This window comes from Marivita lacus, from assembly GCF_014637725.1.
GTDB classification, from domain to species: domain Bacteria; phylum Pseudomonadota; class Alphaproteobacteria; order Rhodobacterales; family Rhodobacteraceae; genus Marivita; species Marivita lacus.
In genome coordinates, this window is record NZ_BMFC01000015.1 from 36,095 (window position 1) to 51,336 (window position 15,242).

Below are 15,242 nucleotides of genomic sequence, written 5' to 3' on the forward strand. Positions count from 1 at the left end.
GAAAAGTCTCTGAAAGCCCTCAGGGCGTTTTCCCTGCTTGGTGATCCTGAATGCGGGCTGTGCGGGTTTTCACGGCAAAATGAATGACCCCGATAAACGTTGCCAATCCGAACCAGGGCATCATGGTCGGTAGCCAGTCTGCGAGCCATGCAAGGTCCTTCAAGGAACCGTTTTGGGCCTGTGAGGGTCCAGTGTCGCCCGTTGCCGACGCAATGATCAGGTTTCCGAGTGTTCCGATCGCGCCCAGGACGCCCAACCCGATCTGGGCGTTGGCGGCGGCGAGAATCCGACTGCCAACAGGTTTGCCTGACGCCCGCTCGGGGGCGACGGGTCGAGGTTGGGCCCTCTCCAATGCGTCTGTCAGTGCCACATCAATGATCGGGACCAGCGGCAGATCGTTGTCGGCGCGAAATGCAAGAAGTGCACTGCGGGTCCGCGACCCGATCACGCCGTCGCGGTTTCCGACCTCATGGTAGCCAAGACGCTGAAGGCTGGATTGTACGTCCTGAACGTCCGGAGTGGTGGCTTGTACCACATCCCCCGAGCGGCGAACGCCCAAAAGACGCGGTTTGGAATAGCGGCGCACGCTGACCTCTTCGCCATGATTGCCCCCAAGTACCTCAATCGACGCGCCGACAGTGCGAACAAAGAAGCCGACGTGACCCTGCCAATAATGGGTGTTTCCAGGTGCAAAGATGACAACATCTCCTTGTTGTGCATCCTCTAGATCGACCGGTACGCCCCAGGAGAGGTAGGAATGTGCATTCAACTTCCGGGTCGAACGAAGGCCTGAACGCTCCAGGCAATGTCCGACAAAGGCAGCGCACCATGCAACAGTGTCATGTTCGACCCAGTCATGGCCAACCGAGGCATATATGTTCATGACAATCGGATTGTCTTCAGGGCCCAAGCCGTCCGCGATCCCAATATAGGTTTGGGCGATGGCATAGGGTGACATATTTAACTCCTCAGGTTTTGGCAGTTTAGCAAGACATTGATCTTTGTTGATTTACAACCGCGCAAAATTGTCAAAATAAATATTATTCGTATATCGCCATGCAGTCCTGCGATGTGGTAAAATTTACATCGCGTGTTTTGATGGTCTTGGCAGAGTCAAAAACTCTCAAAAATCAAGATAGTTCTAGCTAATGATCATCTAGAAACGAAATCAGATTATTGAAGATACTTCTGATCTGGGAATCTGAATGATTCAGAGTGTCATCCAGGATGCTGATGTTTTACGACTGTCCTGGCGCAGAATGAGTAAATAATGACAGAAATGGTCCATCGCGAATTGGAGAGATACACAGGAGAGCCGCTCTTTCCCAAGTGGTGGCGGACAGTCGACAGATGGACTTTATTGAGTGTCCTGGCTTTATTCGGTATTGGTGTCTTGCTGAATTTTGCGGCATCACCACCCTTGGCCGAGAGAAACGGCTTTGCAAATTTTCATTATGTTCAGCGACAGCTGGTGTTTGGTGGTCTGGCACTGGCAGTGATGGTCGTCGTCTCCCTGCTTGATCCGGTCACCATTCGTCGTTTCGCGGTTGTCGGATTTATTGCAGCCTTTGTTGCGCTCGTATTGCTTCCGTTTCTGGGCACGGATTTCGGCAAGGGGGCGGTGCGGTGGTATTCTCTTGGATTTGCGTCCGTTCAACCATCGGAATTCCTGAAACCAACATTTGTGATCGTGATTGCGTGGTTTCTTGCTGCAAGGCTTGAGCCGAACGGACCACCCGGAGCAGCCTTTTCTTTTTTTCTGACTGTCAGTATTGTTCTCATATTGGCTCTACAACCTGATTTTGGCCAGGCTGCCTTGGTGCTATTTGGCTGGGGAGTTATGTATTTCATATCTGGTGCATCGATATTTATACTGACGGTTGTTGCAGGATTAGTGATCTTTGGGGGCAAGATCGCATATCGGAATTCCGAACATTTTGCGTTTCGCATCGATGGATTTCTCAGCCAGGAAATTGACCCGACAACGCAGCTTGGTTACGCCATCAACGCAATCCGCAGTGGTGGGATATTTGGTCTTGGGGTGGGTGAGGGGCAGGTGAAATGGTCGCTTCCTGATGCGCATACAGATTTCATAATTGCAGTTGCTGCCGAAGAATATGGTCTGGTGCTGGTTCTTGTCATTATTTCGCTTTACGCCGGTATCGTCATTCGGTCGTTGGTGCGGTTGATGCGCGAACGTGATCCGTTCATCCGTTTTGCCGGCAGTGGCCTTGCTTGCATGTTTGGCGCACAGGCAATGATCAATATTGCAGTGGCCGTACGGCTCTTGCCGGCCAAGGGACTTACGCTTCCGTTCATCAGCTACGGTGGGTCATCTTTGATCGCCGGAGGCTTGGCCTTGGGCATGCTTTTGGTCTGCACGCGCACGCGTCCTCAAGGTGATGTTGAAGACATCTTGCGAAGACGGCTGCGCTGACGGTGCCGGGCCGAGGGGCCTGGCACAGGAAGGGCTCTATGCCTGCATGTACGGCGCGCAGATTTAGAGCCACGGGTAAGCCGCACGCAGATCATGCAAACGCGCAGGTATGGGTCATGCCACCCCATCGAGTACGGGCAATTGATCCACCGCCTGCGCGATCCGCTCTCTGACGTCTGGCCCCAGCGGGGCGGCAGTGGCCATGGAAACGAATTGATCGTCGACGAAGACCTTGGTCGACACGCTGTCAAAGGGAAACCCGGTCATCAGGACCGACTCGTCCTGAAGAACCACAATGATGCCTTCCGCGGCTTTGTTCAGCAGGAGTGCATGGGCTCTGAGAAACAGGTTGTCCCTCAAATCGTCTGGGCAGGGCATGCCGTCGGGTTTCAAGGTCACATCTCGGCTGCAGAGGAAATGGGGTTTTCCCTTGTCAAACAGCTCTGACTGGTAGTGTCGCGCGGCGCTCAAGGCATTTGCTCCACCGGAAAACACGTGTATCGGAATGCGCCCCTGTCGCGGGAAGCTTTCCTGAACATAAGTATCCAGCCCTTTTTGTACCCAGTCACGATAGGGAGACACCATAGGGGCAAAGTTGATCTCGTTGATCTTTGCGCCGTTCTCGTGCCACGCCTTGGAGATGTCTTCCGTAATGATGTCGAGACCGATGACATCGAGACCGCAAAACTCTGCGACATCTTCTGCCAGCGTGATGTTGTCCGAGTGGGTGACGCTGAACAAGTCTTCGGCGATCCCTCCCAGTTGGGCACTCTCGATCCTCTGAAAGGGAACGCGCAGCCCCATCGTCGGGACGCTGTCAGCATCGAGACCGAGTTGCGAGAACATCCCCAGGCTTGTCTCATCGATTTCCAGTTTGGGCCGACGCCGGTGTTTCCCCAATTTCTGCTGTGCCTCGTTTTCGATCCGGGCCAATTCACTGATGCTATGTATCCCGTCCCCGAGGACATGCATGGGATGCCGCGCAACGACATGGCGCACCTTTTTCCCTGCCACGAAAATACGGTGACACACGCCGCTGATCTGCTGTTCCACCAGCAGATTCTCAAATGCCTCCTGTTTCTCGAGATAGGCGTCCCGCAATGCGTCATCGGAGTCTATGTCGATGGTAACACCTTCTCCCCGCTCTAACTTGGCTGGTTTGAGAACGACGGGATAACCAAGCTCCTGTCCTGCTTTTTGCACCGCTTCCAAGGAAGAGACAGCTATCTGGCCCGGTACCGGAAAGCCGGCCTGACGCAGGATCTGGTTTGTCAGTCTCTTGTCAGAAGCAAGCTTGTTGCCCAAAGCCGTATCTTTGTCATTCGTGCTGCGGTCGAACCGGCGCGCTTTTGATCCCCAGCCCAGCTGATACACGCCGTCGCCCAAGTGAAGGAAAGGGACCCGGTTTTTGAATGCGGCATGCATGACCGAGACCGTTGAGAGGCCACCCGGTATGAAACTTTTGAATTTTTTGACAAAATCCGCATCTATGGTTTCGAAAGCGGCTTCGAAATCATAGGCCGGATGCATCTCGTTCAAGATCTTCAGCGCGAAGGCGTGCGCGCGCAGAACGATTTCCCGGGGAATATTGGCGACCGTTGGCGCAAGCAGGCGCACGCGATGTGCCCGCTTTTCCTGATTGTAATGGAGCTCCACGATTTTTGCCTGCTCGAATACGGGAACCTTGATCGCTTGCAGCAATGAATTCGCGAGAAACGAGATCCTGTCGCAGAGCGCCCTGACCCTGTCATCGTCGTTTCCGAAGGGCAGTTCATTCACAAGAAATCCGTTCGACAGAAACGCGTCAACCGATGGATGATCAAAGGACAGACTGTCGGGAAGAGTCATGCCGATCACGCAAACCGGCTGTGTCGACGCGTGGCTGTATCCGGGAATCTCGAGCATTCATCTCTTCCTTTGCACCAAGCAGTGGCGTTCGTGAGCAAGCTATTTCAGGCAGAGCTTATCCGGGGATCACCTTTCGTGTGCAAGCGCCTGTTCTACGCGGTTGATGTTTCACGCACCGACCGGAAAAACTCTCAGAGAACACCGGCGTTTGCCTCCCAAGTGATTGACACTCCCGGCCGGACACTTCGTGATGGTGCGACGACGGAACCCCCAGCCCTGGACGACTTATGCGCAGCGCAACATACGCAACGGCACTGACCCTGATGCTGGGCTGGCTGCTCTGGATCGGCAAGCCCATCCTGCTGCCGGTCTTTGCGGCCGTGATCTCGGTCTATATCCTGTCGACCGCAGCGGCGAGCATGAAGGCCGTGCCGGTGCTGGGGCGACTGCCCGACTGGGCGCGACGGGGTCTGATCCTGATCCTCTTCACCATCGTGGTGGTGCTGCTCTTCATCCTTGTAATCGACAACCTCGTGCAGGTGGTGGCGATCCTGCCGCAATACGAGAGCAATCTCGAACAGCTCATCAGCCGCAACGCGAGCCTTCTGGGGATCGAGGATGAACCGACCTGGGAAAACCTGCGCCGCGCCACGCTGGACCAGATGGATATCCGGGCGTGGATGACGCCGGCGCTGCTGTCGCTGCGCGGCTTCGGGATCACGCTGTTTCTGGTGGTGCTCTATTCCAGCTTCTTCATCGCCGAACGCGGCGTGATGGCGCGCAAGGTCATGATCGCCATGGGGGACGAGGAGATGGGCGGCCGCGCCATCCAGCTCCTGTCGCGGATCAACGAACGGATCGGGCAGTACCTCTTCGTCAAGACCGTGATCAACGTCATCCTCGGCGGTCTGTCCTTTGTCATCATGCTGCTGCTGGGGATCGAGTTCGCGCTGTTCTGGGCGGTGCTGATCGCCTTCCTGAACTACATCCCCTATATCGGCTCGATGATCGGCGTGATCTTCCCGGTGCTGCTCAGCCTTGCGCAGTTCGGCACGCTGTCGATGGCGGGCGCGGTGATGGTGTCGCTGACGGCGGCGCAGATTTTCGTGGCCTTCGTGCTGGAGCCGCGCATGATGGGCCGGGCCTTCAACCTCAGCCCCTTCGTGGTGCTCTTGGCGCTGGCGTTCTGGAGCACGCTCTGGGGCCTGCCCGGCGCGCTTCTGGCGGTGCCGCTGACGGTGAGCCTTGTGCTGGTCTTTGCCGAGCTGAAAACCACCAGGCCCATCGCGGTGCTCCTGTCGGCAAATGGCAAGCTCTGAGAGGGCTGTTCACCATCCATTGCTGCGTTTGCGGTGAATATCCCAAACCACCATCCTATCCTGCCCACCTCAGAAACAGGGGAAAAGCAGAGCTATGAACAACTGTCCCCTCACGGGGTGCCATGCGTCGATCGAAATCGGTTGTAGGTGGGTCGGCTGTATGGGGTACAGGATGCGTCAGCAGAAGCAGGTGTTCGAACTGCTGGTAACCCACCTACAGAAAGTAACCTAAGGTCAATTGAAGATTTGTGCCAATAACGCAATAGCGTCTGGTAAGATTTTTTTGAATATAAAAAAGGTATAATATTTTTTTGTATATCTTAATATATTCTATCATGCATAAATAGAATAAAAATAATATGCATTTTGTATTTATAGTGGATTTGGGTATCTAGGCCATTGACCTAAAAAAAACATGATGTATTGATTCGATATTGCCAGCGGAAATCTACCGCATTCCGCTCTCATCTACTGCCCTGACCTATGGTCAGGGCTTTTTTATTTCCCTGTCTGGTTGCATGCGGCAGTAAATATGATGAGAAAGTTTTTTGCTGTGATGATCCGAAACGTTGAACTTTCAATTTCTTTATGATCCGTCCGGCCATGTCCTCAAATCGTGTTGGTCGATCCGGGCTTGTGTTCTGCCAAGCTTGCGCAGTGCCGCACTACGGTATATTTTGACGGTATCGATAAGTAGTGTGGTCGTATGGTGGCTACGACGAAGCGCAAGACCTCTCTGACACTTGATGCCGAGGCGCTTGATGGCGCAAGGGAGCTTGGGATCAACGTCTCCGCAGTGGCCGAGGCGGCTCTCATCAAGGCGGTCATCGAAGCTCGACGCAAGACGTGGCTCGCTGAGAACGCAGACGCATTTGAGGCCCAATCGGATTGGCACGAGCGTCATGGGCATCCGCTGGCCGACATTATCACGGCGCCAGGCGGTTCTTCTTGGAAACCCTGACCCGCTTTGATGTTGCGGAATACAAGGGTGTCTCCATGGTCCTTGTCGAAAGCGACCTTCTGCCGCCCGATGCCTCTGTCGTCGTCATTCCACTGCTCTCCGGCTACCCTGCGGTGCGCCATCTGAACCCTGAACTTCAACACGATGGCAGGCGCCTGGTGCTTGCGACACGCCTGATTGCGGGCGCAGCAGTCCCCATCCCGGCGCGCTTCTGGCGGTGCTGCTGTCGGTGAATGGCAAGCTGTGATGCGGTATCCCTTGGCGAAGAGTGGCGGGCCTATTTGGCTTTCGGGCCACCTGTCTTCTGCTCAAGGTAGTCGGGAATGCCAGAGGTATTCAGCAGCCCCATCTTTCGTAACGAGGGCTTTATGGCATCCTTGACTTTCTGCGGAATAATCCTCTTGGCGACCTTGAAGAACATGGGTCGTCGAACCTGGCTGGGATGTATGTTGCTGGAATTTCTGTCCGTGACATCGGGCGCCTTTTCGATATCCGTCGCATCCGACGACAATATCTTTACGCGTTTTCCGCAGAACGCCAAATACGTGCGGCGATCGAAGGAGTGTCCTGGATGAAAGGGCGTCATGATTTCAGTACAGCTGGAGAACCCGCTATCTTGCATGACGTTGAACAGAGACGCTTCTGAGAGCCAGAAGCTTTCATTGTGCTCCACAGACGCCCAAAGATCTGCCAGTTTCTCTTCTTTTGTCGCGCGGGCATCATGCTCGACATAGCCTGAGCCGGAAATCCTGCGCCCGTTGAGATCAACAATCTCGTCGGCGTGAGTGGAAATGAACGTATCAAGGATCACGATACCGCGACAGCAGGTGCGCATCCGTTCGATGAGTGCGCACGCATCCGTGCTTCGAAGATGGTAAAGGATGCCGGAGCAGATGATGATGTCAAACATCCCGTAGCGCTCGGCGCTCAGGTTGTTCACGTCGTCCATGTAGAATTTGACGTTGTCCAGATTCAGAGATTTGGCGGCAAAGGCGGCCTTCTCGATGTTGGCTTCACGTAATTCGATACCCACGGCGGATGCTCCGTGAAGGGCGAATTCAATGGCGTAGTGGCCCTCAAGGCAGGCAAGGTCCAGAACGCGGCATTGATCAAGCGGCTTTCCGACCGCATCGACAGCAACTTGCATGATCCGGCGGAGGCGATGATCGGCCTGGTCCGGTTTGGTGTATCTGTCGGGGCCAAGCTTGACCGCCATGGCAGACCACGGCCCGTGAGTCTCTACTACGTCCCCGATGCTCTCGCACCGCGACTTGAATTCTTCCATCTTACCCGCCCAAAGCCGACATTCTCCGTGATCTGCCGACTTTGGCGGTCTTCGCCAAAGCACTCGCCGCCTGCACGTGTTTCAGGCTGTTCATTCGGCAGGACCGGTCGCGGGCACAAACTGACTACGAAACCGACGACTATCAACCCCTTGGACTCTAATTATGGTGATTATCCCGCTGACACATCAGCTACCACATCTGGTGGTCTGAGTTTCCGTGCCAGAAGGGTGTCCAGGGCTGCCGCAGCGGTCCGGTAGTATGGACTGCCAAGCACCTTGGCGGAGATCACCCGATCCCCGGTGGTGATACGCTCCAGATGACGTTCTACCGTCAGCCGGAGGCTCTCTGCCTTCGTGATACGCGCCGTCCGATCGAAAGCAGAACGTCCGCTTTCCAGATTGCGCGCTGCATTCACGTCAGCATTGATCTCATGTCCGCAGGCGTGGCACGAGAATTTCGACTGGGAGCGGCGGTTCGTCTTTGCGACGAAGCCACAGCCAGAGCACGTCTGTGAAGAATAAGCCGGGTTCACCTCTGTAAAGGTGATACCGAAGCGCTCTTCCAGATCTTGCAGCTTCTCCCGGATTACTTTGCGGCCCGATCGCGCGAGAATGCGATTGAGGCGCTTCGACAGGCCCGGTGCCCGGAAGTCGAGTTTCTCGATCACCACATGCGCGGGCCGCTTCATCTGGATCAACCGGTTCAGCACCCGACCGATCTCCGTCTTGAGAAAGCCGCGGAAGGCGGCGACCCGGGCGCGGTAGCGCGCCGACTGATTGGGGCGGATGCCTTGCTTTTGCAGGCGGCGCGCGAGGCCGGCGATGCGGTCGTCATGCTTCTTCATCTGATCGAACCACGAGCGGCCCAGCAAATCCCCGTCAGGCGTGGCGAACATCGCCGAGAGACCGAAGTCGAGCGAGAGCTCTTCACACAAGGGCTGGTAGGCCATCTGGCTCTCGCCAAAGGGCTTTTCCATGTTAGACACAACCGCGATAACGATCTCGCCCGGCCGGCCGCGGTCCGCGCCGCGCTCGATGAGCTGGACGGTCTTTGCGATCTCACCGCCACGGTTCTCGAACCAGGCGTAGCTCTGGAGGGGCACCTGGATGGTGCCTTGAGTTTTCTTCGGACGACCATTCTTTCCGATCTCGGGACACATCCCGCGGATACCGACCCACATGGGCGCGTGGCCGGCTGTCTCGGCTTTGCCGATCGTCGCCTGGCGCTGGTCGATCCAGGGGTTCAGGCGATGGAACCGCGGTCGCCGGTGGTGCGACAGCACGGCCCGCATGATCGATCGAGCAAGGTGGCGGACATCGTCTTCGATCAGGATACCCGGCTTGGTCTTGGACTTTCCCATGAAGACCGGCTCCGATCGGAACCATGCATGCATCTTGTTGACGGTCAGCAGCTGATGGCGCGTTGCGTCATCGACGCTGGATTTGGCGACCGCATCGCGGAAGTCGTTTGCCCGGTTCTCGATGAAGCTCTCGAGCTGGCCAACCACCTGATAGCGCAGCATCTGCATGCGCGCCGCACCGATGGCCGCCTTCGACCGGGACAATCGCGCGGAGCGCGCCTCTGCCTCGGCCGAGACCATCTTGTTGAAGCGACCAGTTTGATAGAACCGCTGCCATTGGTCGGCTGCCATATCGGGCGCCGCACGACGGAAGGCACGAAGCACTTCGCGAAGCGCCCGGATCTTGCCCGGGTTGGTGTCGCAGATTGGAAGGTGGTCGCAGCGCTTCATGCAATGAATATTGGCCAGAACTGCCCAAGACGGAACACCTAAGCGACCCCGTTGTTCACCAGGGCACGGACCGGAAGCGGCCGTCCAGCTGCGAACAGAACTGCCGCGATACGCCGCAGATGGCCGACCTTTCTGCGATTGTGCCGCCAGGAGATCTCGTCGAGGTAGCGATCAAGATGCTTCTGACTGATCCAGTGCCACACGCCAATCACAGCGCGACGGATCTCCGCATGAACAGCCTCGGCCGTATTCGTATGCGCGTCGATGCCTGCGCCACCGGCGTCGCACCGAACGAACTCGCCCGCGGAATGCTTGACCGTGATGTGGGATCGACCGGCAACCGCCTTGCGGTATGCCGGCAGGGCATCGGTCGAGACGACAGCATCAGCCGAAATCCGGTTGTGCGACGCGTTTTGGATGGCGTTGATGGAATGGCTTACGATGCGCTGGAAAACGACCGGTCCGCCGCGCTCAGCCATCGTGAGCACCAGCGGGCGGCGCGGGCTGCGCCCGGACCTCCCGCCGCTCGGCCCGCCGCCATGAGGCTTGCGCGGCGGAGCACCTGCGTAGACCTCGTCCATCTCCACGACACCTGAAAGAACGACGCTCTCGTCGGTCATCATTGCACGAATGCGGTGCCCGAGATGCCAAGCAACTTTGTATGTGACCCCGAGCATCTCGGAGAGGTTGCGGGCTGAGATGCCCTTGCTGGACGCTATGATCAGCCAGATGGCGCGAAGCCACTGACCCAGTGGCATCCGTGTGCGATGCATCGCCGTGCCGGAGGTGATCGTGAACTGTCTCCGGCATCCGCCGCAGGTGAAGAGACCAGGCCGTGAGCGATGACGCGTGAAGCGGTGCCCGGCTGCTTCGGCGGCGCCGCAAGCGGCGCAGCGAAGACCCGTTGGAAACCGCATGCGCTCGAAGAGATCGAGGCACGCGATCTCTTCCGAGGCGATCTGCTCGATCTCGGAAAAAGTGATGTTGTCGGGTGCGCGTTTGACGGGTCTGTGAGTCATAGGCTGGCAAACTTAGCCATAACCTCAGATCAGGAAATCAAAACACAAGATCTTGGGGGAGATGTGTCAGCGGGATAATCCCACTAATTATTATCGAGGGACGATCGGCTGGCAGGTCAGGAGCATCTGCTCGGCCCGCTCAAGATCGCGGGGCAGGGTAATCTTGAAGTTTTCCTCGGCCCCTTCGACCACGCGCACGGTCAGCCCGGCACTGCGGGCGATGGCCACATCATCCGTGGCATCGGCATCCCCCTTGGCATGGGCGGCAAGGATCGCGTCGTAGCGGAACGCCTGCGGGGTCTGGGCACGCCACAACCCATCGCGGGTCACCGGGGTGATCGCATTGGTGCCATCGGCTTTCCACAGCGCGTCCACCACCGGCAGGGCGGCAAAGGCACCCTCGACCTCCGCCAGCGGCTCCAGAACCGCCGCGATCAGGCCAGCGGTACAGAAGGGGCGCGCCGCGTCATGGATCAGCACATGCGCGGGGCTCTCGTCTTGCAGCGCCTCCAGCCCCAGCCGCACCGAGGCCGCCCGCGACGCGCCACCCGAAACCGGGTCCCGCAGTCGCGCATCGCCGATCCCCGCCACGGCGCTGTCATAGAGCCCCCGGTCATCGGGGTGGATCACCACCCGCAGCAGGTTGATCTGTTCCGAGGCCAGAAACGCCTGCACCGTGTGCCACAGCACCGCCCGCCCGCCGAGCATCAGGTATTGCTTGGGCATGTCCCGCATCATCCGGCTGCCCCGGCCCGCAGCAACGATCAGCGCGGCATTGGTCATGTGTGTCATCCTTTCCGGCCACGTGATCTGCGTCAGGATCGAGGTCTTGGGTCAACGATGCCGTCTCTTTCACACAGGTATCGTTTCCCGAAATGATCCTGCAAGTGCGGTTTGTCGGCGAGGGCGCTCGGCGAGCACTTCTGCGGCGCCAGCGGGAATTGCATGGACAGGGGGACGCGAAATCCCGGGGTCTATCAACACCGCAGGCCATCACGCTTGCACCGGGCAAAGGCTTGCGCAGACACCGTCGGTCTGGGTCGGGATGCAGGCAACCCTCTCGATGCGCGCCTGTGTGCGTATTTCCATCACGAGGGGGATGATACAGTCAGATTGTTGATGGAAACGGGACCGGACTGCGAGATTGGCGGTTCAATTCTCGTGCAGAACAAGCAGGCCTCGGTATGTTCCCTATCTGGGTTTACCACAAGACTGCGTCGGCGCATTATGTCTGCCGCAGTGCGTGTTGCGCGTATCAAGTCCTCTTTGTATCGGTGGCAGCCCCCTGAGAAGAGCATTCATCAATCAGGCTTTTGGGCCTTCGGATTCGGTTTGGTGCCTGAGGATGAAATACTTTCAGAAGAGGGTAAAATAACAAATAAGTTATAATTATGAAATTAAAGATACCATACTGATATAATTTGATTTCATTGCAACATATGTGATGCTGTGATCCTCTTGCAGGCATGGGATTGACGTTGGCAGAGAACATGCCATTCAGCGAAATACCAAAGCGACCTTGACCGTCCGGCGGGAAATGCGCCGATTATTGGATTTGTGTCACCCGGTCGGGTCTGACAGGAGAAAAGACCCACGCCATTTTGTATTGCGAACCCAATGCAGCGCGGTCGGGGCGTGATGTATTGCCACATAAGCCGCTCTGGCGTGCAACGAGGATATATATGGCTGAGCAGGAGACGATACTTGTCACGCTGACGGTAGATGGCAAGACGGCCTATGATGTGGAAGACTTCCTGATCGAGGAAGCCCTGTCCGAGGTTCCGGGCTACAAGGTCACGATTCTGGACCAAACCTCGTCGATGACGGTGTTCCTGGGCAAACCCTGCAGCATTGATCTCGTCAAGGAGGTCTATGCGGATGCCAAGCCGCGCGCTTTTGCGGGGATCGTGATGTCCGTGGAGCGCACGGTTGCCAGCAATGGGTCTCCGGCACTTGAGCTTGTCATTCGCCCGCCCCTCGCAGTGCTGGCGCTGAGCCTTGGCAACGCGGTTTACGAGAAGAAGACGGCGCTTGATATTCTCAAGGTGGTTCTCGAGCGCAACAACCTCAAGAAGCTCCAAGTGACCGGCAGCAAGCCTACCGTCAAACGGGATATCGTGATCCAGTATAACGAGAATGACCTGGATTTCGTGCGCCGGATCCTGGCCGAAGAAGGTCTTGCGTTTTACTTCAATGACGGCAGTTCGGCCGAGACCCTTGTCCTGCATGACACGCAGAAACCGTTCCCCAACAGCGTCAAGGGCATCAAGCTTACGGATGCCGAACTGTCCGATGTCGAGCGCATGGAGGCGCACAGGCTGACGCTTCGCCAGCAGGTGCGGCCCGGCAAGGTGGAACTGCTCACCTATGATCCGGAAAAGGCGGACAAGGCGCTGGCGTCCGAGACCCTCAAGCTGGGTGCGAAACTGTCGGAAAAGCCGGGAATCGTTGAATATCGTCCGGTGACCGTCACGCCTGGCAAGGTGACCGGCACGGAGCTTGACGTGGCCTCGGACGCCTATCGCCGGGATGAGTTTGGTCTCACGGGAACATGTGAGCATCCGGGGATGCATCTTGGTCAGGCGCTCAACATCGTGTGTCGTGGTCATGGGGAGTTTGCCGGAGATTACGTGATTGTCGGGCTTCAGTATCGGCCGGTGCGTGGCAATGCGTTGCTCTGTACCTTCGAGGCGATTCCCAAGACCCACAAGGCGGTGCCTGAACGTCTGCCCAAGCCCGTGATTGCCGGGGTGCATAATGCCATCGTGATTGGCGGGAGCGGGGCCAAGGCGGGCACACCCTTCTGTGACGCGGAAGGGCGCGTGCTGGTGCGCTTTTTCTGGGACAAGGAGGGGGAGAACACCGTCTGGCTGCGCGTGGCCGAACCCTATGCGGGCAAAGGCTATGGCGCCCAGTTCATCCCGCGGGTCGGACATGAGGTCCTGGTGTCCTTCCTGCAGGGGGATCCGGATGCGCCGATCATCACCGGGCAAATCTACAATGCCAAGAACAAGCCTCCCTTCATCGCGAAGAACACGACGCGGTCCGGCTTTCGCAGCCAGCTGGAGGGTGAGCCCAATGAGTGGGAGTTCGACGACAAGAAGGGCAGTGAGCTGATCGCGGTTCGGGCAGCGCGCGATTACAACCTGATCGTCAACAACGACGTGTTGCGGGACATCAAGAAATTCGAAACCACCAAGATCGGCGAGACATGCAAGCTCGAGGTCAAGAAGGATTTCGTCACCACTGTCACCAACGCGATCAAGGTGACGGCCAAGACCCGCACTGCCGATATCGAGACCAGTGACAAGGTGACGGCAAAGACCATCACCTTGGAGGCCGATACCAAGCTTGTCTTGAAGGTGGGCAGTTCGTCGATCGAGCTGACCTCGTCGGCCATCAAGATATCGAGCCCGACCCTGACCGCCGAGGGCAAGTCGAAGGCGGACTTCAAATCCGGTGGTCCGCTGAGCGTCAAGGGCATGAAAGTGGATGTGAAGGCGGATACAGCCCTGGCGATGCAGGGCCTCAAGACCGACCTGAAAGCCAGTGCGATGCTTTCCGTGCAAGGCGCGATCTGTGATGTGAAAGGCTCGGGCATGATCAAGATGCAGGGTGGCATATGCATGATCAATTGATGGGCCTGTGATGCTTCGAAAAATCCCCTTTGACACCAGCCTGCCCGTGCTCGAGCGATTTGTGCTCAGTGAAGAGGCGGGGGAGGTGATCCTCGCGGACATGTCGCCGGAACTGGCGCTTCAGACATTGCACGAGAAGGCTCTTTTCGTGGATCTGGTGCATTATTTTGCACATGGCATGCCGCCTCGGGAGGGGGTGTGCTGGGCGCTTGCCGTGCAGGGCGACCTGTTGCGTGCGCCCTCTGCGCCGGACCAGGCATTGCGCGCTTTGGTGACGCAATGGGTGCGTGATCCCCAGGAGGGCACGCGTGTGGCGCTGATGCAGGCCGCAGAAGATCGGGGTCACGAAGATCCGCTTGGCTGGCTGTGCAATGCGGTGGCCTGGAACGGTTCGGGCAGCATCGGTCCCATAAAGGGTCCGGTGGTGCTGCCGCCGTCCGGGCTGCATGCAAGTGGGCTTCTGGGGGCGATTTCCCTGTTGGCTGGAGAAACCGAGGACAGTCTGGCTGCAGCCGGCCAGGCCACTTTTGACCGCGGTATGGAAGTTGCGCGCGGTGGCTGGCCCGGCGTGCTCGGTTAAGGAGAACGGATCTGATGCCCGGCCCACCCGCAGCGCGTATCACGGACATGCATGTCTGCCCGATGGTGACCGGAATTGTGCCGCATGTCGGTGGTCCTGTCGTCATGCCGGCGGCCCCGACAGTTCTGATCGGAATGCTGCCTGCTGCAGGGATGGGGAGCATGGCTGTCTGTGTCGGTCCCCCCGACACCGTGGTCAAGGGCAGCGCCACGGTTCTGGTATCCAAGAAGCCTCTCGCGCGGATGGGGGATCAATGTGCGCATGGCGGAACAATCATTCTAGGCTGCCCGACAGTTCTGGCGGGATGAATAAGATATTTAAAGACCCTTTTGATATTTTTTAAATAAATTTGGTTAACGATTAAACATAATTTATTTCTTCAAATCCAACGCGCTATTGTATCT

General features: G+C 57.4%; 13 protein-coding genes. 7 read left to right on the forward strand and 6 right to left on the reverse strand.

Features of this window, described 5'->3' with window-relative positions; all coding sequences use genetic code 11:
- Positions 1-19: 19 nt before the first annotated feature.
- Entirely contained in the window at positions 20-958 is a 939-nt protein-coding gene (locus IEV82_RS19800) for a C40 family peptidase (RefSeq protein ID WP_188483815.1), read from the reverse strand.
- Between the two features lie 312 nt (positions 959-1,270).
- Here IEV82_RS19800 and IEV82_RS19805 point away from each other — a divergent pair, with 312 nt between their 5' ends.
- Positions 1,271-2,437 carry a peptidoglycan glycosyltransferase FtsW gene (locus tag IEV82_RS19805; RefSeq protein ID WP_188483816.1) on the forward strand — a complete coding sequence of 389 codons (1,167 nt, stop codon included), beginning with the start codon at positions 1,271-1,273 and terminating at the stop codon, positions 2,435-2,437.
- 114 nt (positions 2,438-2,551) lie between these two features.
- On the opposite strand, the gene IEV82_RS19810 is transcribed toward IEV82_RS19805, so the two are convergent.
- On the reverse strand, positions 2,552-4,342 hold the full coding sequence (locus IEV82_RS19810; RefSeq protein WP_188483817.1) for an acetate--CoA ligase family protein: 1,791 nt from the start codon (positions 4,340-4,342) through the stop codon (positions 2,552-2,554).
- Positions 4,343-4,572: 230 nt separating this feature from the next.
- On the opposite strand from IEV82_RS19810, the gene IEV82_RS19815 reads away from it, so the two are divergent.
- The 3 genes from IEV82_RS19815 to IEV82_RS19825 all read left to right on the forward strand — a co-directional run bounded on the left by IEV82_RS19815 (position 4,573) and on the right by IEV82_RS19825 (position 6,798).
- A complete protein-coding gene (locus tag IEV82_RS19815) occupies positions 4,573-5,604 on the forward strand; it encodes an AI-2E family transporter (protein WP_188483818.1) in 1,032 nt (343 codons plus the stop codon).
- Between the two features lie 706 nt (positions 5,605-6,310).
- Positions 6,311-6,565: a type II toxin-antitoxin system CcdA family antitoxin gene (locus IEV82_RS19820; protein ID WP_188483819.1), complete on the forward strand. Its 255-nt coding sequence runs from the start codon at positions 6,311-6,313 to the stop codon at positions 6,563-6,565.
- Positions 6,553-6,798 carry a putative type II toxin-antitoxin system PemK/MazF family toxin gene (locus tag IEV82_RS19825; RefSeq protein ID WP_188483820.1) on the forward strand — a complete coding sequence of 82 codons (246 nt, stop codon included), beginning with the start codon at positions 6,553-6,555 and terminating at the stop codon, positions 6,796-6,798. Before IEV82_RS19820 ends, IEV82_RS19825 begins: the two co-directional genes overlap by 13 nt.
- A 44-nt stretch (positions 6,799-6,842) precedes the next feature.
- Here the strand turns inward: IEV82_RS19825 and IEV82_RS19830 are convergent, their stop codons facing one another.
- From IEV82_RS19830 to ispD, 4 genes are all read right to left on the reverse strand, one after another.
- Positions 6,843-7,850, reverse strand: coding sequence for a class I SAM-dependent methyltransferase (locus IEV82_RS19830; RefSeq protein WP_188483821.1), 1,008 nt, complete (start codon positions 7,848-7,850; stop codon positions 6,843-6,845).
- 170 nt (positions 7,851-8,020) lie between these two features.
- Complete coding sequence (locus IEV82_RS19835) at positions 8,021-9,601, reverse strand: zinc ribbon domain-containing protein (RefSeq protein ID WP_188483822.1); 1,581 nt, start codon at positions 9,599-9,601, stop codon at positions 8,021-8,023.
- 38 nt (positions 9,602-9,639) lie between these two features.
- Entirely contained in the window at positions 9,640-10,620 is a 981-nt protein-coding gene (locus IEV82_RS19840) for an IS1595 family transposase (protein WP_188483823.1), read from the reverse strand.
- A 90-nt stretch (positions 10,621-10,710) separates the two neighbouring features.
- Positions 10,711-11,403: a 2-C-methyl-D-erythritol 4-phosphate cytidylyltransferase gene (gene ispD / locus IEV82_RS19845; RefSeq protein WP_188483824.1), complete on the reverse strand. Its 693-nt coding sequence runs from the start codon at positions 11,401-11,403 to the stop codon at positions 10,711-10,713.
- Between the two features lie 899 nt (positions 11,404-12,302).
- Here ispD and IEV82_RS19850 point away from each other — a divergent pair.
- Genes IEV82_RS19850 through IEV82_RS19860 form a run of 3 tightly spaced genes read left to right on the forward strand, consistent with a single transcriptional unit; the run spans position 12,303 to position 15,146 of the window.
- Entirely contained in the window at positions 12,303-14,258 is a 1,956-nt protein-coding gene (locus tag IEV82_RS19850) for a type VI secretion system Vgr family protein (protein WP_188483825.1), read from the forward strand.
- Positions 14,259-14,268: 10 nt separating this feature from the next.
- Positions 14,269-14,838, forward strand: coding sequence for a DUF6931 family protein (locus IEV82_RS19855; RefSeq protein WP_188483826.1), 570 nt, complete (start codon positions 14,269-14,271; stop codon positions 14,836-14,838).
- A gap of 14 nt (positions 14,839-14,852) precedes the next feature.
- Positions 14,853-15,146, forward strand: coding sequence for a PAAR domain-containing protein (locus IEV82_RS19860; RefSeq protein WP_188483827.1), 294 nt, complete (start codon positions 14,853-14,855; stop codon positions 15,144-15,146).
- Positions 15,147-15,242: the final 96 nt, after the last annotated feature.